Origin of the sequence: Cochleicola gelatinilyticus (genome assembly GCF_001637325.1) — a bacterium.
Classification (GTDB): Bacteria; Bacteroidota; Bacteroidia; order Flavobacteriales; family Flavobacteriaceae; genus Cochleicola; species Cochleicola gelatinilyticus.
Genome location: NZ_LRXL01000026.1, coordinates 23373 through 46219, shown reverse-complemented (window position 1 = coordinate 46219; position 22847 = coordinate 23373). Strand labels below are relative to the sequence as shown.

15 protein-coding genes are annotated in these 22847 nt (G+C 37.5%); 4 read left to right on the top strand and 11 right to left on the bottom strand.

Annotation, left to right across the window (positions count from 1 at the left end):
* The first annotated feature begins 40 nt into the window (after nucleotides 1–40).
* Nucleotides 41–247, top strand: coding sequence for a hypothetical protein (locus ULVI_RS02125; RefSeq protein ID WP_068589175.1), 207 nt, complete (start codon nucleotides 41–43; stop codon nucleotides 245–247).
* Here the strand turns inward: ULVI_RS02125 and ULVI_RS02120 are convergent, their stop codons facing one another.
* On the bottom strand, nucleotides 248–802 hold the full coding sequence (locus ULVI_RS02120; RefSeq protein ID WP_317039817.1) for a hypothetical protein: 555 nt from the start codon (nucleotides 800–802) through the stop codon (nucleotides 248–250).
* 42 nt (nucleotides 803–844) lie between these two features.
* Between ULVI_RS02120 and argS the strand changes: the two genes are divergently transcribed.
* Nucleotides 845–2644 (top strand): arginine--tRNA ligase, encoded by a 1800-nt coding sequence (gene argS, locus ULVI_RS02115; protein WP_068589174.1) that lies wholly within the window; start codon nucleotides 845–847, stop codon nucleotides 2642–2644.
* A 30-nt stretch (nucleotides 2645–2674) separates the two neighbouring features.
* On the opposite strand, the gene ULVI_RS02110 is transcribed toward argS, so the two are convergent.
* The 3 genes from ULVI_RS02110 to ULVI_RS02100 all read right to left on the bottom strand — a co-directional run bounded on the left by ULVI_RS02110 (nucleotide 2675) and on the right by ULVI_RS02100 (nucleotide 13256).
* Nucleotides 2675–11245 carry a BspA family leucine-rich repeat surface protein gene (locus ULVI_RS02110; protein ID WP_197463471.1) on the bottom strand — a complete coding sequence of 2857 codons (8571 nt, stop codon included), beginning with the start codon at nucleotides 11243–11245 and terminating at the stop codon, nucleotides 2675–2677.
* Nucleotides 11246–11317: 72 nt separating this feature from the next.
* Entirely contained in the window at nucleotides 11318–12790 is a 1473-nt protein-coding gene (locus ULVI_RS02105; RefSeq protein ID WP_068589168.1) for a M28 family peptidase, read from the bottom strand.
* Between the two features lie 97 nt (nucleotides 12791–12887).
* Nucleotides 12888–13256, bottom strand: coding sequence for a hypothetical protein (locus tag ULVI_RS02100; RefSeq protein ID WP_068589164.1), 369 nt, complete (start codon nucleotides 13254–13256; stop codon nucleotides 12888–12890).
* Between the two features lie 319 nt (nucleotides 13257–13575).
* Here ULVI_RS02100 and ULVI_RS02095 point away from each other — a divergent pair, with 319 nt between their 5' ends.
* A complete protein-coding gene (locus tag ULVI_RS02095) occupies nucleotides 13576–14808 on the top strand; it encodes a DEAD/DEAH box helicase (RefSeq protein WP_068589163.1) in 1233 nt (410 codons plus the stop codon).
* 4 nt (nucleotides 14809–14812) lie between these two features.
* Here the strand turns inward: ULVI_RS02095 and ULVI_RS02090 are convergent, their stop codons facing one another.
* The 7 genes from ULVI_RS02090 to ULVI_RS02060 form a co-directional block, all read right to left on the bottom strand.
* Nucleotides 14813–16129, bottom strand: a complete 1317-nt coding sequence (locus tag ULVI_RS02090; RefSeq protein ID WP_068589162.1) for a hypothetical protein — start codon at nucleotides 16127–16129, stop codon at nucleotides 14813–14815.
* Nucleotides 16126–16479 carry a hypothetical protein gene (locus ULVI_RS02085; protein ID WP_068589160.1) on the bottom strand — a complete coding sequence of 118 codons (354 nt, stop codon included), beginning with the start codon at nucleotides 16477–16479 and terminating at the stop codon, nucleotides 16126–16128. Before ULVI_RS02085 ends, ULVI_RS02090 begins: the two co-directional genes overlap by 4 nt.
* A gap of 150 nt (nucleotides 16480–16629) precedes the next feature.
* Nucleotides 16630–17379, bottom strand: coding sequence for a hypothetical protein (locus ULVI_RS02080; RefSeq protein WP_068589158.1), 750 nt, complete (start codon nucleotides 17377–17379; stop codon nucleotides 16630–16632).
* A gap of 201 nt (nucleotides 17380–17580) precedes the next feature.
* A complete protein-coding gene (locus ULVI_RS02075; protein WP_068589154.1) occupies nucleotides 17581–18969 on the bottom strand; it encodes an NAD-dependent succinate-semialdehyde dehydrogenase in 1389 nt (462 codons plus the stop codon).
* A 31-nt stretch (nucleotides 18970–19000) separates the two neighbouring features.
* Complete coding sequence (locus ULVI_RS02070; protein WP_068589152.1) at nucleotides 19001–20125, bottom strand: alkene reductase; 1125 nt, start codon at nucleotides 20123–20125, stop codon at nucleotides 19001–19003.
* Nucleotides 20126–20307: 182 nt separating this feature from the next.
* Entirely contained in the window at nucleotides 20308–20601 is a 294-nt protein-coding gene (locus tag ULVI_RS02065; RefSeq protein WP_068589149.1) for a putative quinol monooxygenase, read from the bottom strand.
* 90 nt (nucleotides 20602–20691) lie between these two features.
* Nucleotides 20692–21273: a Crp/Fnr family transcriptional regulator gene (locus ULVI_RS02060; RefSeq protein WP_068589148.1), complete on the bottom strand. Its 582-nt coding sequence runs from the start codon at nucleotides 21271–21273 to the stop codon at nucleotides 20692–20694.
* Between the two features lie 186 nt (nucleotides 21274–21459).
* On the opposite strand from ULVI_RS02060, the gene ffh reads away from it, so the two are divergent.
* A complete protein-coding gene (ffh, locus tag ULVI_RS02055; RefSeq protein WP_068589145.1) occupies nucleotides 21460–22788 on the top strand; it encodes a signal recognition particle protein in 1329 nt (442 codons plus the stop codon).
* The last annotated feature ends 59 nt before the right edge of the window (nucleotides 22789–22847 follow it).

Sequence of the window (22847 nt, the reverse complement as noted above, 5' to 3'; positions counted from 1 at the left end):
CTATTTTAGTATCTTTCACAGCTAACCAAAACACTAACCCATGAAGGTTTTAAAATTAGTGCTTATTATCGCAGGAGTTGTTCTTATCGTACTCGGATTGTATAATGCATTTGTTCCACAAGAAGTACTCGACATAGGACCTCTAGAAGTTTCGGCGAAAGAAGGATTAAGCAATCAGACACTGGGAATGATTGGTTTAGGAGTATTGGCACTAGTCGCTGGGGCGTATCTTAAAAACCGACGTTAGTTACAAATCTTCAAGTGGGGTAGGCGCTGCTTCAGATTTAGCAGTAAGAACTTTATTCATAAAATTATGGATAGCTTTATCATTCGGTCTTGCTTCAATTTTAATAAAATAAGTGTCGCGATAAATTGAATATTCTGCTGCTCTACCTTTGTATATTACTAATTTGTAATAAGGTATTACCAGCGCATAACTTTCTAACAGGGAACGAAAACCCACAATAATACCATTAGGTCTCATTTCTATATTGCACTGATTTCTATTGCTATCTAAAATTAGCAGGTTGTTAATGTGGATGCTAGTTTCAGTAATAATTAATTTTGGAGAACCAATACCACGGCGTTTAATTCGTTCGGCAAGTGTAAATGGCTTTCCTACTTCCTGATCTATTTTATCTCTAATTTGCTTATTGTTATACGATACGTTGAGGAGCATGTAAAGTTTTCTTTTAAAGATACCGATTTTCAAAGAAACGATACGTCCAAATTCTTGTATCTTTGCACTCGCATAAAAGGTGTGTACGTGCCTTCTTATCGCAACTTGTTCAGAAGAGAACAAGACAATTTATTTTAAGTTACACACGATCACAAATTTGAACCTATGTCTATAGCTCAATTACAGGAAACACTTTCCGAAGCCATAAAAAATGCTGTTACAGAACTTTACGACGCCCATTTAGAAAGCGTTGAATTTCAAACAACTCGTAAAGAATTTGAAGGAGATACAACCGTTGTGGTGTTCCCAATGTTACGAGTAGTAAAAGGAAATCCTGTGCAAATAGGTGAGGCAATCGGAACGTATTTAGTAGAACATGTAGACGAGGTAGAACGATTTAATGTTGTGAAAGGATTTTTAAATCTTGTGTTAAGCGATGCTTATTTTCTTTCCTTTTTTAAAAATGTCGCTAATTTTTCTAACTTCGGAAAGGTCCCGCAAACCAACGATGCTGTATTGGTAGAATACTCTTCTCCAAATACTAACAAACCCTTGCATTTAGGGCACGTTCGAAATATTTTATTAGGATATTCGGTAGCGGAAATTGTAAAAGCTTCGGGAAAGAAAACCTATAAAACCCAGATTATTAACGACCGTGGTATTCATATTTGTAAAAGTATGTTGGCGTGGAAACGCTTCGGAAACGAAGAAACCCCTGCGTCTTCAGGTCTGAAAGGAGATAAACTTGTTGGGAATTATTATGTAAAATTCGATCAAGAATACAAGAAACAGGTAGCTCAATTACAATCGGAAGGAAAAACGGAAGATGAAGCCAAAGCGGAAGCTCCTTTATTAACGGAAGCGCAAGAAATGCTTCGGAAATGGGAAGCGGGTGATACTGAGACGGTAGCACTTTGGAGTAAAATGAACGGCTGGGTGTACGACGGATTCGCAAAAACGTATGAAGCAATCGGGGTGGATTTTGACAGTTATTATTATGAAAGTGAGACGTATTTATTAGGAAAAGATAATATTGAAGAAGGACTTAAAAACGGCGTTTTTTATAAAAAAGATGACGGTTCGGTGTGGTGCGATTTAACCGACGAAGGTTTAGATGAAAAATTAGTGTTGCGAAGTGATGGTACCGCGGTGTACATGACACAAGATATCGGGACTGCGATTCAACGCTCAAAAGATTTGCCTGATGTGGGTGCAATGATCTATACGGTAGGGAACGAGCAAGATTATCATTTTAAAGTGTTGTTTTTAATTCTGAAAAAATTAGGCTACAGCTGGGCAAAGAATTTACACCACCTAAGTTACGGAATGGTCGATCTCCCTTCTGGAAAAATGAAAAGTAGGGAAGGAACCGTAGTGGATGCAGACGATCTTATTGAAGAAATGGCACAAACCGCTCGTGAGATTAGCGAAGAGTTAGGTAAGATCGATGATTTTAATGAAACTGAAAAGGAAGAGTTGTTCCGAACCATCGGATTAGGAGCTTTAAAGTATTATATCTTAAAGATCGATCCTAAGAAACGAATTCTCTTTAATCCCGAAGAGAGTGTCGATTTTCAAGGAAATACAGGACCGTTTATTCAATATACCTACGCGCGAATTCAATCTATTTTACGCAAAGCCGAAGAGCAATCGGGAGCAAGAACCATTGCAGACCTTTCGTTAGAAGGGTTTACACTTCATGAGAAGGAAAAAGAGGTGTTAAAACTGCTTCAGCAATTTCCAGATGTGATTCAATTGGCGGCAGAACAGTACAGTCCTGCGGTTATTGCAAATTATACGTACGATCTGGTGAAAGAATTCAATTCTTTTTATCAGAATGTATCCATATTAGCCGCAGATTCGGAAGCGGAGAAACAGTTTAGAATTCAACTAGCCAAAGCCGTAGCAGCGGTACTAAAAACTGCTTTTGGTTTGTTAGGAATTAACGTTCCGGAAAGAATGTAGTACGTATCTAAATTCTTTCCGAAGAAATTATTAATACTTCACCACCGAGAAAGTTACGTTTAGTGCTCCATTAGTAACGACGAGAAAATATGTTGCTCCTGCCAATCCTGAAATACTCATTCGTTGGTCTGTGAGTACCGAACTTAAATCGTATTCGCGTAAGAGTCTGCCGTGTACATCAAAAAGTTTTGCTCCTTCAAGAGAAACATTGTTCGGATTTCGTAACCATATAAACTCATCTGCTGGATTGGGATCTATACGTAATGCATCCAGACTAATATTTAAGGGAGGGCGTTGCAAATCGACAGTAACATCGCACGTTGTTTCGTTGCCATATGCATCGGTAATGGTAATGGTGACGGGTAGCTCTCCCAATTGCAGGTTGGTCCCCACTGGAGGGCTCTGAGTAACAGTCATGAATTCAGATGGAGTACAATTGTCTGTAATGGTAATCATACTATCTACAATCATATTTGGTAACGGGAAAGGTTCAACGCCATAAATTACGAGCGATTCTGAAGGGCACTGAATACTTGGCGCCATCGCATCAATCACTTCTACCATTGCAATACACGAATCACTATTTCCATTGCCATTACTAACGGTAAACATAACTGGTACGGGATTGCCTATATCGCTACAGTTGAAGGTGTCAATATTTACTGACATAGTACTTTCACACGCATTAAATACAGAACCATTATTAAGGTCGTTAGGGGTGATCGTAGCAATTCCAGAATCGTTCAAGAATACTGTGATATTTTGGCATATCGCCTGCGGGGTTGCTGTAGTTTGTGTGACTGTAACAATAGCTGTGCAGGTACTCGTATTTCCGCTAGCGTCGGTAACTGTAAATACAACCTCGTTCTCTCCAATGTCATCACATCCAAAATTATTCTGATTTATTTCAATAGCGGCTATTTCACAATTGTCGGTACTTCCACCGTCAATTTGAAAAGCATCAATAGTAGCACTGCCGTTTTGATCTAGCGCTACAGATATATTTTGGCAAACAGCTTGTGGTAAAATTGTGTCGATCACGGTTACAGTTGCAGTACATTGTGATGTATTTCCGGAAGTGTCGATGCCTGTAAGTACTACGGAATTTTCTCCTAGATCATCACAGGAAAATGTAGTTGTGTCGATAGTGAGTTCTGCAATTTCGCAATTATCACTGCTTGTTGCATCTAAGTCGGTAGCTGTGATGGAAGCAGTTCCCAAAGCATCCAATTCAATCGTTATGTTAGAACAAAATACTGTTGGAGGAACTTCATCCAATACGGTAACTATGGCAGTGCATTCGGTTGCATTTCCGTTTGCGTCTTGAGTAATTATAAGCACTTCATTGTCTCCTATATTTTCACACGTAAATTGTGTTGGGCTAATAGATGTGGAGCCAATGCTACAATTATCTTCTAGTGTGGTAATCACATCGGTTTCAGAAAGAATCGCATTCCCAAACTCGTCTAAAAATAGGGTTGTATTGGTGCAAACAAGAATTGGTGGTGTGGTGTCTTCAACAGTTACAGTTGCTTCACACGTAGTACTGTTTCCACTTGCATCGGTTACTGTTAGTACTACTGTATTCTCTCCAATAGTACTACAGTCGAAAACCGTTTGATCTAGTTCCATCGTAATAGCACTACAGCTATCATAACTACCGTTGTCGATCTGTGCTGCATCTACAGTGGCTTCCCCCGTAGCATCTAAGGTGATAAAAATATCTTGGCAGGAAGCCACGGGTGGGGTCGCATCTGTAATTATTAGGTTGAAAGTACATTGCGACGAATTGCTCCCGTCGTTTGCTATTAAAAGTATTTCGGTAGTTCCTACACTAAGTATTGTACCCGGAGCTGGCACTTGACTAATTTCAGAAATTCCACAATTATCTGTTGCCACGGCGAGGGAAGTATAATCAGGTAGTATAAAAGAGCAGTCGGTAGCTGCGGTTTCATTTTGATCTTCTGGACATGTAATTGTTGGAGGAGTGGTATCATTTACTGTAATTGTGGTTTCACAGCTAGCAGTTTCTACGCCATCACTTACAGTAAGAGTAACTTGAGTTATGCCTAAGCCATAAGGACCTTCAGGCAGTATAGAATAGGTTAGTGATGCGCCTTCAGGGTCGTAAGAGCCATTATTAAAATCTTCTGCACTTGCCGTTGCTACACAGTTTTCATCGGCTGAGGTAACAATAGGTTCACAAATTGCAACTGGAGGTTCATTACACGCAAATAAAGGATCTTCCACCGTAACAATTGTAGTACATATACTTGTATTTCCAGAGCTATCGGTTGCCGTTAGCGTTATGGTATTTTCTCCCACTGAATCGCAGTTAAATTCTGTGATATCTATTGAAACTGTAGCTAGCTCACAATTATCTGTAGAATTATTATGTATATCTGAAGCAGAAATTGTGGCTACTCCATCGGCATCTAAGGATACTGAGAAAGGAGCTACACATGAAGCTATGGGAGGAGTGGTGTCGTGTACCTCAATAGTAAATGTGCACGTAGATTGGTTGGTTCCATCGCTTGCTGTTAAAGTAATTTCGGTTGTTCCTAATCCGACTTGTGTACCAATAGCAGGAGTTTGTGTAAGGGTAGTGCTTCCACAATTATCTACTGCATTGGCGAGTGGAGTATAATCTGGAATTGAAAACATACAATTGGTTCCAGCAGACTCATCTTGGAGTGGTGGGCAGCTTATTTGAGGAGCGATGACATCCATAACGGTTACTTGGAAGGAGCAAGTAGATGTATCTCCATCGGGATCGGTAGCGGTGAGGGTGATTGTTGTTTCTGAAGCAATTGAAGTTCCTGGAGCTGGGTCTTGAGAGAGTGTCGGGACCGTGCCGTCACAGGTATTGCTAGCGGTTGCTAATGAAGTATAATCTGGTACGATGAATTCACAGGCATCATTTAATGTTCCTGTTTGATCTTCCGGGCAAGTAATTTCGGGAAAAGATGTTCCATCTACGTCAAGAGTAAACGAGCAAGAGCTTGTATTTGTTCCATCAGTTGCGGTAATCGTTATTACAGTAATTCCTGCACCAACTGTCGAGCCTGGAACTGGATCTTGCACTATAATCGGCATGGCGCAGTTGTCGGTAGCAGTTGCCTCTAAAGTATAATCTGGAATGGTAAACAGACACGTCGAATCGATGCTTCCTATTTGGTTTTCGGGGCATACAATTTCTGGAGCGATGGTATCTCGAATGGTAACCACTGCAGTACAAGTAGCTGTATTTCCATCAGTATCGGTCACGCTAAGTATAACCGTATTGTCTCCAATGTTTTCGCAGGTAAAGGTGTCGGTGTCTAAAGAAAGCGTTACGGGCCCGTCAGGATCTGAAGAACCTCCATCTACATCTTCAGGTTGAATGGTAACGGTTCCATTGGCATCAAGATCTGCACTATAGTCTGTACACAGTGCGATTACATTCGAAGGAATTTCAGTACGGAATGATTCTTCTGCACATTCAGTTGCATCTCCAATGTCATTGTACGGTATAATTGTCACATAGATCAATCTGTTTTCAGGAAGGTCTACAGGGATATCGTACGTGGTAACATTTCCTACATCGAGATTTGTTACAATTTCATTTCCTCCTGAAGTGGTTCCTACGATAAGCAAGTAACCCGTTGCATTGGGAACAGGATTCCAGCTAAGATCTGTAGTTATAGGAACATCTACAGCACCGTCAAGTGGATTAGTAAGAGTTGTACATTCTGGTGGGGTTGGAATGGTTTCAGTAATAAAAGTTTCTTCTGCACAGTTGAGTGCACTTCCTACTTCGTTGTAAGGAATAACCGTCACATAAATCGTAGTGTTTTCAGGAAGATCGTTAGGCAGGTCGTAGGTAGTAACGTTGCCTACATCAACATTGTTTTCTATTTGGGTTCCGCTGGGCGAGATACCTATATTAATTCGGTATCCATCGGCGTTTGCTATGGGGTTCCAGCTAAGGTCTGTGTTGATTACAACATCGGTTTCCCCATCAAGAGGAGTGGTTAGGTTTGTACATTCGGGAAGGGTTGGGGTAGCATCATCAACTATAATAAAACTTTCTTCAGGACAGGGCAACGCATCCCCACTGCCATTAAAGGGGGTTATCGTTACGTACACGGTTTCACCACCTGAAAAGTCTGTGGCAAATTCGTAGGAAGTTTCATTAATAATGGTCTCGTTATTTACAATAGTGATATTACCCGGATCTACACGAACTGTAAGTCTATAGCCTCTTGCAAATAATGTGGGTTCCCAAGTAAGATTTGTATTTACGGGAACATCTATGGCTCCGTCGAGAGGAGAAATAAGTTGGGTGCATTCTGGAATTGGGCAATCTAAGACATCTCCTACAATATTCCAGCCAAACGCATCGATCATAGATTGTCGTTCTTCTAAGGCATCACAATAGGGAACGCCAAAAGCACCTAATGTTATTCCAGATGTAAGGGATTGCTCAGACCAAGCGATGAGTGTGTTGTCGTAATTGGTTCTAGATAATGCCGAATTGTCTAACATATTCGCCATATCGGAAACTTGAGAAATATTCCAATCTCCAAGGTATTGGTCGTATGTATCGGTATTTTGAAACATGGCTCGCATGCTAACATTTCCAATATTCCAGGCGTTAAGATCTTGATTAAATGAAGCCGCATCTCTAAACATTCTATTCATGTTTTGCACATCTGCAACACGCCAGTTCTCTAGTGGCTGATTAAATTGTTGTGCACGGTCGAACATTTCTTCCATGGTTGTGATACCACGAGTATTCCAATCGTTTATAAACTGATCGAAAACAATCGCTCCTTTGAACATGCGTTCGGTGGTAGTTACAGAAGCAATATTCCATGAGTTTAATGGCTGGTTAAATGCTGTTGCTTCTTGGAACATCCCTTCAGTCGTGGTTACAAACGAGACATTCCATGGTTCAATATTTTGATTAAATAAAGAAGCTCCCCTAAACATTTCTTCCGTAGTTAATACTTCTCCCGTGTTCCAGCTTTCTAATGGCTGATTATAAACAGCGGCATTTTTAAACATTTCTTGCATTGTTGTAACTGAAGCAACATTCCAAGGATTTATATTTTGATTAAATACTTGAGCATCTTCAAACATTGAATTCATTAACGTTACCGAACTTACATCCCAATTTCCGATAGGTTGATCAAACAATTGAGCATCTTGAAACATAGACGCCATTGTGGCAACAGCACTTACATTCCAGTCTTGGATTGGTTGATTAAATACTTGAGCATTTTCAAACATCGATGACATGTCTACTACAGAATTAACATCCCAATCACTAAGTGGTTGATCGAAATTTTCAGCACTTTCGAACATGGATTTCATATTGGTTACCCTAGAGACATTCCAAGAATTAATATTTTGATTAAAAAGCACGGTACTTTGAAACATCGCACTTGTGTTTATTACTGAAGACACATCCCAAGAATTAAGTGGTTGGTTAAAACTTTGTGCATTTCGAAACATGTTGTTCATATAAAGAACTGAAGACACGTCCCAATTATCAATGGGTTGATTAAAATTTGTAGTATTATTAAACATACTACTCATATTAGTAACATTGCTTGTATCCCATTCTGCAAGAGGTTGATCGAAACTTTGCGCAGAAGAGAACATTGCGCCCATATTGGTAACGTTCGATACATTCCAGTTTTCAATATTTTGGTTGAATCCCGATGCATTAAACATGTTATTCATATCGGTGACATTAGCTACTTGCCACGTATTCAGCGGTTGGTTAAAATCAACATTCCTTCTAAACATGTACGCCATGTTCGTTACATTGCTCACATTCCAACTGTTTAAAGGTTGATTAAAAGCCATGTCAAATATGAACCCATCAAAAGTGTTTTCCATTGAAGTAACATTGCTTACATCCCAATCACTTAAAGGTTGATTAAAAAGTAGTGCCCGTTCGAACATATAAGAAATGTCGGTTACATTACTCACATCCCACTCGTTTAAAGGTTGGTTAAAAGATTCTGCTTCAGAAAACATTCCCGACATATTTGTTACATTACTTACAACCCAAGAATTAATGGAACCATTAAACATTTCTGCTTGCCTAAACATTTCACTCATGTTCGTGACTTGAGATAGATCGGGGATGTCGGTAGCGTTATACGTCATATTTTCACACCTAATAAAAGAACGCAACATTGACTGCCATGCTATAGTTCCCCATTGATCTATAGTAAGTAGCTTTCTATAATCACTCGTGTTATACCCATCTGAATGCGTAGGGTATGTGCCTATTATTGCAATAGTGTAGATACCTGGAGCATCATAGGTATGTCTTATATCTGACGAAACATTGTTATTAAATTGACCATCTCCCCAATCGATAGAAAAATCATAGGTAAAGTTAGAGTTTACATTTATTTCCAGTTGATTTGTAGACGAAGAACCCCCATACACAATTGACGTGTCGTAGGTAAGCTTAAATGACTCTGGACTGCTGTGCCAAGGCGCAACTATTGTAAAAGATATTGTTTCGCAATTTTCTGCAGGTCCTTCAGAATTAAATGGAATTACCAACGCAGTAACTATATCTCCTGGAGCAAAATCTGTAGGGAAATCATAAACCGTAATATTACCTACATTTACATTATCTACTACCGTAGTTACAGTCCCACCCGTATCTTTAGTAACGGTAAGACGGTATCCAGTAGCGACTGGAACTTCCTCCCAAACAAGATTAAAGTCGGCAGGTACATTGGTGTCTCCATCTATAGGGGATATAAAAGGCGTACATAATACAAAATCACAGTTTATTATATCATCATTAATCGACCAATTATAGGTGTCTATAATATCTTGTCGGGCAAATCTTCCATCACAATATAAAAGAGTGTCGGCACCTAGAACTACATTGTTTTGAAGATTTTGAGACGCCCATCCAATTAAAGTATTGTTATAATTTTCTTCGGAAAGACCACTATTATCTAACATGTTGGTCATGTTTGAAACATTTTCAACGGTCCAAATTCCAAGGTTTTGATTAAAGACTGAAGCAGAGCTAAACATCATGTCCATTCGTGTTACCGAACTTACATCCCAAGTGTTTAAAGATTGATTAAAAGCTGAAGCATTTCTAAACATACCTTGCATATCGATAACTGAAGCAACATTCCAAGTATTTAAGGGTTGATCGAATACCGAAGCATTGTTAAACATATCTGCGGAAGAGGTAACATTGCTTACGTCCCAACTTGATAATGATTGATTAAAGTTTAAAGCACGATTAAACATGTCTTCCATTGTTGTAACATTACTAACCGTCCAGTTATTAATGGGTTGATTAAAACTAGAGGATCTAAACATCCCTTGCATATTCTCAACGGCACCTACATCCCACTGGTCCAGTGGTTGATTAAAGATGGTTAGCGTTGAAGTGGATCCCATAAACATTTCTTGCATGGTAATTACGCTACTAACATCCCATGGGTTAATGGGTTGATTAAACGCATAGTTCCCTGCAAACATTCGGGACATATCGGTTACTTTGCTAACATCCCAATTTCCAATGGGTTGGTTAAATGGGCAATATGCAAACATAGATGACATATCGATTACATTTCCTACATCCCAACTATCTAAGGGTTGCATAAACTGGCTATTAGAAAACATTTCCGACATATTTTCCACGTTGCTTACGTCCCATGAATTTAAAGGGGTATTAAAATTGAGTCCGAGGTAAAACATCTCTTCCATGTCTGTAACATTACCCACATTCCAAGTGTTTATGTTCTGGTTAAAATCGAAAGCGAATCGAAACATTCTAGCCATAGAAGTTACCGACCCTGTATTCCAGTTATCTAAAGGTTCGTTAAAGTTCTGTGCATTATTAAACGTATCGGACATATCGGTCACATTTCCAGTGTTCCAATTATCCAAGGGTCTGTTGAATGTATTTGCATTCATGAACATACCCGAAATATCTGTAATGGTGCTTACATTCCAGTTATTAAGAATCCCATTAAAAAGATTTGTATTTCGAAACATGTTCTTTAAAGAAGTAACTTGAGAAAGATTGGGGGAATCTATAGCGTCAAAATTTAAGTTGGTACATCCAAAAAAGGCATTTTCCATGCTTTGCCATTCGATCATTCCCCAAGAAGTAATCTCAATTATTTTTTGTCGGTCTCCAGCAATGTTAAAATAGATAGCAGGGAAAGTGCCAGAAATTTTTACTGTATAAATTCCTGGTGATGCATACGAGTGCGAAATATCTCCAGTGACATTTGTATCGTTTGTGCCATCTCCCCAATCTATAGAATAATTGTAGCTAAATGCCGGGTTTGTAGGAATTGTAATGTCTGTATCTAGAGAGGGTCCCGGCAATGATGTATTCCAGATAGTTTCAAACTCACCGGCTAACGGAGTGAAGTTAGTATTGCTAACAGATTTATAGGTATTGGCATCGCAGTATAGTAAAGGTCTGTTTACAGATGAAATACTTTTACTTACAGCATTTGTTAGTGGAAATGTGTTCTCTAAAGTATGAGCTTGTAAACAGTTTATTGTAACAAGTAAAAAGAATATAAATAAGGGAATTTTTCTATTCATAAAAATCATAGAATACAGATAAATTTAAGAATAACAGACGACTAAAAGTTTTTTAAACTAGTTTAAATTGTTCTAATTCTTATACAATTTTTGTGCTGCAGCTTCATAAGTATCTCCTTTTGTCCATACAGGTGTTTTAGCATCATTACCAATAAGTCTTCCCGCTAATACATATCCTTGAAAGAACTTCAGTAAATAATCATAATCGAGACTGTCTGCCTCATCTCCAGGGCGGTGATAGTACTTTGTTACATCTCCATTGAAAGCTGTAAACCCTAACGAGAAAGTTGGTGCTGGAATTCCTTTTTTTGCAAAATGTACGTTGTCACTTCGGTCAAATAATCCTTGTTCTGGAGCTGGGTCGTCGGTCGCCGTTAATCCAAAAGCAGCCACGGCATCTTTAATGTTTTTATGAGCCGTTGTTCTTTCTAATCCTACAATAGTACTAATCGAAGTATCATTATATCCTGCATTATCACTGTTAAAACAAAATACCATTTGCTCTAAAGGAAGCACTGGATGTTCTACATAATAATTACTGCCTAAAAGTCCTTTTTCTTCTCCAGTGAATAAAATAAATAGAGCAGAACGTTTTGTCGGATATTTCGCAAGATTCTCAGCCATACTTAAAACCGTGGTAGTACCTACAGCGTTGTCTCTTGCACCATTGTAAATAGTATCTCCAGTTTTATCGGGAGTGCCAATACCTACGTGGTCATAATGCCCAGAATAAATAATATATTCATTTTTTAAATTCGAATCGGTTCCTTCAACAATACCAATTACATTTTGTGACTCGATAGTTTGTTGTATTTCATTTTCTACTGAAAGTGTTATGTTGTGTTTTTCTGAAGCTGCTATTTTTGCTGCTAATGTATTATTTGGATCTTGTACCCATAGGTAAGGCATTGATGAGCTTTTGTTTTCTTCTGAAGCCATTTGAAGCCGCTCTGTATTAAAATTATGATCAATGAATTCCCACATCTCATCTGCCGCTGGAAGCATTTCAATAATAGCAATAGCACCCGCTTTTTGTGCTAATTCCACTTTTTTATCGATCATTCTAAATGCAGCTCTCGCATCTTTACTATCTGGGCTACCTGCCTTTAGTATAACCGCTTTTCCTTTAACATCTGTTTTCGCATAGTCGCTTTCTAAGCCATACCCTAAATAAACACCCTCTCCAGAATGGTTTATTCCTTTATTGCGTACAGCAACTTTATTTTTAATGTCGGAACCATCAATTTGTAGCACTGAAATTTTAGGAGCAAAGGTTTTTAACAAAGGTACCGATTGAAAATACGTGCCAGTTTTGGGATTGGGTTTTACGCTATAGCTTCGTAGTGTATTTGCAAGATAAGAAGCCGCTATCTTATTTTCTGGAGTTCCTGTCTCTCGTCCTTTTAATAAATCATCTGCCAAGAAATAGACATGTGCTTCAATAGTGCTTTTATTTACAGTATTTAAAACTTTTTCTTTTTCAGTTTGACAAAATACGGTTAGCGAAGTGAGCAGTACTGCCAGAGTTAGTGTAATATTTTTCATATAAGCGACTATAAATTTAAAGTCTAAAGATAATAATTCAGAATAAAAAAAACCGACACATTTCTGAGTCGGTTAATATTGTAAATAAAGAGATGTTTTAAACTGTGTATGAATACGTTTCCATAGTTCCAAAGTCGTAAAATTCGATCATGTTTCCATCTACAACTCCCTCGTAAAAAGAACCTGTAGAATAAGAGTATCCTTTAAACTTTCGTCCGTTTTCGTAAATTTCGAAGTCTATATAAGCATTTTGTCCATAATCGTATAAATTGTATTTCTCATCAGATAAATATCCCTCAACGATACATTCTCTTTCAAAATCGTATATTTTTATACTGTCTTTATCATATTCCCCAGTAAAGGTTGAAAATTTCACATCTTTATAATCAAACACACTTTCTACATTTTCATCAATGAGTGTCATTGCTGCAATAAATGCGATAGATTTTCTTAATTCCTCTTTCATAGTTTTTTGTTTTGGTTTGTTAAAAATTTAAATTCTTGGGGACATTGAGTTTGCTAAGATACCTATTCTAGATTCGTTTTCCCTTTAAATAACGTTAAGCTTGTGAAAATCATTTGTTTGTAAGAAGGTTCTTTCGAAATTATATTTTAAAATGTCGTACTAGTTTTAAGAAATGTTGTTTGAATCTCGTGGAGAAAATAAAACGTATCTTTGCATTTTACAACCGTCTTCACGAGTTAAAGCGAAACACAGTTTCTCATCCCTCCATAGCGCATAACTAAATAATAAAAGCGCAGCGGTCTAATCATTATACAATTTTATGACATTTAAATCACTTGGGCTATCGGACGCCCTGCTGAAAGCAATCAGCAAAAAAGGATATACCGAACCCTCTACAATTCAAGAAAAAGCAATACCAAAAATATTAGAAGGAAAAGACGTTCTTGCTTCTGCTCAAACAGGAAGTGGAAAAACAGCCGGTTTTGCATTGCCAATTCTTCATCTATTGCAAAATAAAACTTCTCTTCGAAAAAGACCTGTAAGAACATTGGTGCTTACTCCAACAAGAGAACTAGCCGCACAGGTAGGGCAAGAATTTAAAGATTATAGCGAATTTACAGACCTTAAAACTACTGTGGTTTTTGGTGGTGTAGGAGCTAATCCACAAATTAAAGCGCTTCGTAATGGTGTGGATATTTTAGTGGCGACGCCAGGGCGGTTGTTAGATCTTCACGAACAAAAAGTATTTTCACTGGCTAGTGTTGAGGTTTTAGTATTAGACGAAGCCGATAGAATGCTCGATATGGGTTTTCTTCGAGATATTAAAAGAGTATTTGCTTTGCTTCCAAATAAAAGGCAAAACTTATTATTCTCGGCAACATTTTCAAAAGACATTAAAAAATTAGCCAACACATTTTTGCATCAGCCCGTATTAGTGGAAGCAACTCCCGAGAATACAACGGCAGAGAAAGTGGATCAGGTTATTTACAAAACCGACAAAAGTAAAAAGACAGAATTAGTTACAAAACTAATTTCCGACGGAGACTGGCAACAGGTGCTTATTTTTACTAGAACAAAACACGGTGCCAACCGACTTGCTCAAAAACTGGACAAAGCGAATATTTCTTCGGCTGCCATACATGGAAATAAAAGTCAGGGAGCACGAACAAAAGCACTCGCTGGATTTAAAAGTGGAAGAACTCGTGTCTTAGTAGCTACCGATATTGCTGCTCGAGGACTAGATATTCCTTTGCTACCACATGTTATTAATTATGAACTTCCTAATGTTCCCGAAGATTATGTACACCGAATTGGTCGTACTGGGCGTGCAGGTGCTAGTGGAGAAGCTATTTCTATTGTGAGTATCGACGAGTTCGATTATGTAAAAGGCATTGAAAAGTTACTTGGGGAACGTCTAGATCAAGAAACTATTGAAGGTTTTGAACCTACCGAAACTTTGGCAGAAGTATTAGATAAAAAAGCTGAAAATAAAGCGCAACATCAAAGGGGAAACCGAAACAATCGAAATTCTGGAGGCGGGAGAAGGCGCTAATTTCTTACTTTTTATTCAAAGCAATGTCATTGGTAGTTGGTGCTCCAAATCCGAAGTTAAGGGCTAACAGTGATATGAGGGTGTTTTTAGGTTCGAAAATAGTTTTAAAGCGGCTACCCAAGGTATACGTTAGAATGATTCCATCGGTTACATTATAGCTAAAATTACCAGTATATTGTAAATCTGATTTTGTTTCCTTTCTAAAAAGGTCGTTGCCAAAATCATCTGTCGCGATACTTATTTCAGAACTGCTATGTCGGCCTATTAGTTCGAATTGTAAAGAGAAACGCTTAAATTCTGAAATTATAGATATACCATAGTCGAGATTATTTTTAAAGACAAACGTGTCGGGAAAATAACGGTCGTAGTATGTATCATGATACCATTCGTAACGAAAGACGCCCAAGGCTTTTAAAAAATCGAAGTTATTGGTAAAACGATACGAGGGTGTAATCCAGAGAGAACTTTTTGGAACATACGAAAATTCAAATGTATTGTCGGGGAAATTTAATAAGGTCGCTAAGCCAATATCCAATGTTAAACCCTGTCGTCTCGTTAAATATTCTTCAAAATTACTTATAAGGCGGTAGGTTTGATATTCTTGATCCAGAATTTGTGAAAATTGATCTAAAAAAGCATCCTTAGTGGCTGGAGTAATCTCTGGTAATGCTAGAAGTTCAGCTTCAAATTTATTTAAAAATTTCTGTAACTCTTCTGGATCTGAAAAATGCTTCGATTTATTTATTTCAGAAATAACAGTAGGCATTATTTCTTTTAAAAAATCAGCTTTACTCGCTTCAGGATTTATTTCTAAAAACAAAATAGCTGGTGCACGTATCTCATTTTTCAAATTAAAATCGTTTCGAATTTCCCCAATAGATTTTTCGACAATTGCTTTATCTTTTTTGTTTGGGAAGAAGAAAGAAGCGCGATAGCCAATTCCTAATGCATTAGTAGAGGTAGAATCTCCAAGAACAAAATTTTGTGTTGAGGCGATGGATACCGAAGACGAGCGGAGTAATTGTGTACCTAAATTTTCTGGATAAAGATACTCTGTAATCGATAGTCCATGGTTTTTAGTCCAGTAGGGTGTAAATTCTAATGCAAAATCTGTGGGAATGACCGTTTCATTGTTACTATTTACAAAATTAGAGTATAAGGCGGTTTCTAATGCTTGATAAGATTTTGGTGCTAAAGTTACGGTAGGGTTAAGATCTAACAGTGCAGCAGCAGGTGAAGTAGGAGTGGTAAGTTGCGCAAGCGGTTCTTGCGCTAAAAAAATTGATGGAAATAAAAGCACAAAAAGTTTGAAAGAACTCATGGCATTGGAAATTTTAAGAATAGAATAATTGTAGGATTTATTTCTTCCGATTTTAAATTGTGATGTTCTACCATAAGCGTATCATTTAAAAGATACCGCACTCGAATCTCGTCTTCATTCAAATTTGAATTAGTCGCTTCGGTAATACAGATCGTTATTTTTCCTCTTAATTCTGCTCCTGTACCAATTAGTTCTGTGCCAGAATCTGATATTTTGGGATTATTACCAATGGATCGATAAATTAACGTTTCTGCAATTCCGCCGTCAGACAAAAACTCAACAGTTAACTTTACTTCGGTGGCATCATCCACCGGAAAATCTAAATCTCGGTATCGGTATGTTTTTCGCATTGGTTTCATTTATAAGTGATAGTGCACATACTAAGCAACTTGAAATTAAAAATGCGTAAATATTGGGGAGTCCATCTAATCATGATGATCGATTAAAACTCTAAGATACCTAAAAAAATAGAACTAAAATATGGGTTTCTAAAAATCGATTTACTGTGGTTCGTATGAAAGGTCTTCTCTCATATAACCATTTAAAGTTTCAACTTTAGAAATTGTTTTTAATAATTCATCATAGATTTTATCGCGATCTGTTCCTAAAAGTTCTTTATTTTCAATACGAATTTTTTCATATTCGGATGCATTTTTTGCTGAAATAGCAACGATGATAAATTGTCCTTGCGAACCAAAACCACTTCTAAAAACACGGTAATATTCTTTTGATTTCTTATTGGCATAAAGTTCTTTAAATGACTTAGCCAAATCGAGTAGTTTTTCAAAATTTTGTGGTGTTGCATAGAAAAATTCAAGTTTTACAAAAGCAGAACCCGAACCACTAGGATCTATTCCCTCCGGCATATAAGATAGATCATCATCTAAATGAATAATATAGTCGAAATGATTATCGTAACAATTATCAAAATTTTCGAAAAGTTGATTAAATTCTTGCTCGCCCATTTTATCTTGCAGTACCGAGAATCGGCTTTGATCTAAATCGGCCATTTTTTGAATTGGAGAAATATGAAAATATCTAAGGTCATCTGTAGAAATAGTAAACCAATTCGCTTTTTTAATGTCATATTTTTTACTGTTAACTGCAAGCGTTGAACAGTACGCTTCATAATCAGCTGCTTTTGCAGGATATACTGGATCTTCATGAACCCAAAAAGCTTGCTGAGCAGAAAGATTAGGACAAAGAAGAAAGAATAGGAGGAACGATAAAAGAATCTTGATAGTTTTCATAATTCTAAATTTTATAGTGTTAAAGAACGTGAGAGAACAAAAAAATAGGAACTCCTTCTTAAAGGTACGTAAAGTTTTGATTTTTAGTGTATAAAAAAATAATTAATTATTATGCGCCTAGTGAGATTTATTAAATAGGTAAAAAAAAAGCGGAAACAATTGTTCCCGCTTAATACTTATAAATCCTTAAGAATTTCTTTACTATCCATTCAATGCCATCATAGCTTTTGCATTTACAAACTCTTTAATACCAAATCCTCCATGTTCGCGACCATAACCTGAATTTTTTACACCACCAAAAGGCATATTAGGTTGTGCTAGTCCAAAAGAATTAATGAAAACCATTCCTGTATCGAAATGCTTCTCTGCCAGTTCGAATGCTTTTTTACTGTCCTTGCTAAAAATTCCACCACCTAGGCCAAATCGGCTGTCATTAGCAATTCGCATGGCATCCTCCGTGTCTTTAGCACGAATTAATGAAGCTACAGGCCCAAATAATTCATCATCGTAAGCAGGCTGTCCTGGAGCAACGTTTTCTAAAACAGTTGCTGGATAGAAATACCCTTTTCCTTCTGGTAGTTCTCCACCACACAAAATTTTCGCTCCGTTTTTTACACTTTTTTCAACTTGTTCGTGCAGATCGTCACGTAGGTCTTTGCGTGCCATCGGTCCAATTTTTGAATCGGATGCCGTAGGATCCCCAGCTTTAATTTGCTTCATTTTATCTACAAAAGCTTTTTTAAAGTCATCATAAATGGCATCTACAACTACAAAACGTTTTGCAGCAACGCAGGTTTCACCATTGTTGTATATTCTTCCATTTACACAGCTTTTAACGGCAACTTCTAAATCGGCATCTTCTAATACCACATAAGCATCGTTACTTCCCAGTTCGAGCACTGTTTTTTTAAGTGCAGCTCCTGCCTTCTCACCAATTGCTTTTCCAGCTTTCGGACTTCCCGTTAAAGTTACTCCTCGCACTAGATCGTTTTCAATAATTGTATCGGATTGGTCATGATCGATCACAAGTAATTTAAATAAATGTTTAGGTAATCCGGCTTGTTCGTAAATTTCTTCAAGCATTTTACCACAACCAGTAACGTTTTCAGCATGTTTTAGTAACACACCATTTCCTGCCATTAAATTAGCAATAGAATATCTAATTACTTGATATACAGGGAAGTTCCAGGGTTGAATACCGTATATTACTCCTATTGGGGAATACGCAATTACACCTTTCCCGCCTTCAGGTAACTCCCGTTCTTCATTCGCAAGAGCTTTGGGTCCAGTTTTGGCTGTATAGTCACAAATACCAGCACAAAGCTCCACTTCTTGCTTGCTCTGTTTTAATAGTTTACCCATTTCTTGAGTCATGAGTGCTGTAAGTTCTTCACTACGGTCTTTCAATTGTTTTCCTATAGCTTTAATTATTTTAGCACGTTCTTCAATCGGTGTATGTCTCCATTCTAAAAAAGCGTCGTGACATTGCTGTACAGCTTCTTTAGCTTCTGTATTAGACATTAAGTTATACGATTCAATTTTTTCTCCAGTAGCTGGATTTATTGTTTCTATGGTCTTCTTATCGCTCATCATCTTTAATTTTAGTTATTAGTTTATATTATTACAATTCCGAATTAGGAATCATTTCTTTTCTTGCTTTTGCTTCATAATCGGTGTAGCCCTCTATTCCTTGCGTATAGAATGTATCTTCATCCCATTCACTTGTGGGGATATTCATTTCGAATCGTTCTACAAGATCGGGATTAGAAACATACAGTTTTGCAAATGAAACCAAATCGGCATCACCACGCTCCAATACTGCATTTCCTTTTTCCTGATTAAAACCAGTGCTAATCATTAGATTTCCCTTATAAATAGGTCGGTATCTTTTTGCTATTTCTGGCTCAGCGAATTCAACATCCGAGACATCGTTAAATGGCTCACTTAAATGAAGATATGCAAGGTCATATTCATTAAGTTTTTCTATGATATAATCAAAGGTGGGGATTGTGTCTTCATCCATGGTCATTCCGAAGATACCATGTAATGAAGGGTTTAGTCGCAACCCAATACGATTTTCGGGAATTACTTTCTTTACAGAATCAAGCACATCGAAAAGAAAGCGAGCCCTATTTTCATTACTTCCTCCATAGTTGTCGGTTCGTTTGTTCGACGTTCCATTAAAGAATTGGTGAAACAAATATCCGTTACTGGAGTGAATTTCAATTCCGTCAAAACCAGCTTCAACGGCATTCTTAGCAGCATTGGTGAAATCCTGTATGGTTCTTTCAATATCTTCGAGAGTCATTGCTTTAGGCGTCACTGTTTCTTTGAACCCTTCTGGAGTATACGATTTAGATTCAGGATTAATAGCTGAGGGTGCCAAGGGTAAATTCCCATCATGAAAATCTGGGTGAGACATTCTACCCACGTGCCACAACTGAATAAATATTTTTCCACCAGCAGCATGTACTTCCTTCGTCACTTTTTTCCATCCTTCAACTTGAGCTTCAGAATGAATTCCTGCTGTATAAACGTATCCTACAGCTTCTTCAGAAACTTGAGACCCTTCTGTTATAATAAGTCCTGCAGATGCGCGCTGGGAATAATAAATATCGTGCATTCCTACCGTTGGTTTTTTTTCAGGATTGTTTGCACGACTCCGCGTCATAGGTGCCATTACTACTCGGTTTTCAAGTTGTGTAGCGCCAATTTTTATTGGTTGTAAGAGAGGTTGTGATTTCATATAATGTTAGTTGTATTTATTTTTTTTCTGAAGATGTTCATACTTATTTATATAGCGTACAAATTTCTTCTGAAACTTTTTAGATTAAATAGAATAGGATACATAAGAGAAAAGTAAAAAGTAAAAATTGCTTATAATGCATTTACAATTATCCCTTTACTGAAGGATCCTAAAAAAGAGGTTTACTTAGCTGAAAGAATATCGATCTTTTTAATATCTGGATCTTGACTTAGTAATCGGTCGGCATTTTCCATAAGTGCTTTAGCAATGTCACCATTAAGGTGTGCATCTCTTCCTTCTTCAGTTTCGAATGTGTCGAAGATACCAAATGTGTTTTCGTCGATTTGAAAACTATACCAAGAAAGTGTTTTATCTTCTTTTCGAGCAAGTTCTACAGCCCCTTTTATAAAGGATTGAACTTCTGTTTCTTTTCCTGATTTTGCCTTTAACGTGGCTAGTAACCCTAACTTTTTCATCGTGATTGATTTTTAATTCAATCAAAGATAAAAGGAATGAGCGCCAATTGTGTTGATGTAGGTTATGGGCTGGTGTTAAAAAGCGTTAAGCTATGCTAATTCTTTCCGAATTCGACTTAAACTTTCGGGTTTAATGCCAAGATAATTTGCAATATGGTAGTTGGCGACGCGTTGTTCAATTTGCGGATATGCCATGCAAAACTCAAGATATCGTTCTCGAGAATTTTTCTGAAGGGAAGAGAGAATTCGTTGGCGTAAGGATACAAAAGCAGCAGTGGTCTTTAATCGGAAAAATCGTTCGAACTTCGGAATTCTGCGATACAATTCCTCTAGCGTATCTAGATGTATTTCTAACAGTTCTGAATCTTCAATCGCTTCTACATATAATTGCGCAGGAATTCGAGTGAAAAATGCTTCAAAATCACTAATCCACCAATTTTCTATTGCAAATTGAATGATGTGTTCATCTCCTTTATCATCTAAATAGTACGCTTTTAAACACCCGCTAACAACAAAGTATTCATTAGAAACAATTTCCCCAGGTTGAATGAGCCATGATTTTTTTCGGATTTTACGTTCAGAAATAACACTTATAAATTCAAGTTGTTCTTCCGAAGTAAGCGAAATATCCTGCAATACATGCTCAAGTATCTTTTGGTGTGAAGCTTTCATGAACGTATAAAATTACTTAAAAAATAAGTATCGTAAACTATTAGGAAATTAAAAAATTAAAAAAGCAGAATCCTAAAAAAGTTTTAGCAACTACCGGCTTTGTAACTCGCTCGCAGAATGCTATCTTTGTGCTCCGATTCGGACGTCTCTAAACCTTCGAATCACCTTAAAAAAGTACCAAAGATTATGTTCGATAGTTTAAGTGATAAGTTAGATAAAGCCCTTCATGTTTTAAAAGGGCATGGAAGTATTACAGAAGTAAATGTAGCGGAAACGTTGAAAGAGGTACGTCGTGCCTTATTAGACGCCGATGTAAATTTTAAGACTGCAAAAGAGTTTACCTCTACTGTAAAAGAAAAAGCATTAGGACAGAACGTGCTTACAACCCTTCAGCCAGGGCAGTTAATGGTGAAGTTAGTGAAAGATGAACTTACCGCCTTGATGGGGGGTGAGACGGCTGAGATGGATTTAAGTGGCGCACCAGGAATTATTTTAATGTCTGGTTTGCAGGGTAGTGGTAAAACTACTTTTTCTGGTAAACTCGCTAATTATTTAAAAACAAAAAAATCTAAAAAACCTTTATTGGTTGCCTGTGATATATATCGTCCGGCGGCAATTAATCAATTACATGTTGTAGGTGATCAAGTAGGCGTAGAGGTGTATAGTGAACCGGATAATAAGAACCCAGTTTCGATCGCTCAAAATGCGATTGCACACGCAAAGCAAAATGGTCATAATATTGTAATTATCGATACCGCAGGTCGTTTGGCGGTCGATGAAGAAATGATGGCCGAGATCGCGGAAGTACATGCTGCCATTAAACCCAATGAAACGTTATTTGTAGTAGATGCTATGACAGGGCAGGATGCTGTTAATACAGCAAAAGCCTTTAATGAACGTTTGGATTTCGAAGGGGTAGTACTTACCAAATTAGATGGTGATACTAGAGGGGGTGCTGCAATTTCTATTAAGAGTGTTGTTGATAAGCCCATAAAATTTATTGGTACTGGTGAGAAAATGGACGCTATCGATGTCTTTCACCCAGCACGTATGGCAGATCGAATTCTCGGAATGGGAGATGTTGTTTCGTTAGTAGAGCGGGCACAAGAACAGTTCGATGAAGAGGAAGCTCGGAAGCTTCAGAAAAAAATTGCCAAGAATCAATTTGGGTTCGATGATTTTCTAAATCAAATCCAGCAGGTAAAAAAGATGGGGTCCATGAAAGATCTTGTCGGAATGATCCCAGGTGCTGGAAAAGCTTTAAAAGGAGTAGAGGTTGATGATGATGCTTTTAAAGGAATTGAAGCAATCATTCATTCAATGACTGTTCAAGAACGTACCGAACCTTCGATTATTAATGGAAGTAGAAAAAAACGAATTGCTAAAGGGAGTGGAACTTCTGTACAGGAAGTAAATCAGTTGTTGAAACAATTCAACCAAATGAGTAAAATGATGAAGATGATGCAAGGCGGCGGTGGTCGTAAAATGATGCAAATGATGAATAAAATGCGCTAAAAACTTGTGAATAAAGAACGCTGCATGTTTGCGAGTTGCTTTATGTATTTTTTATAAAC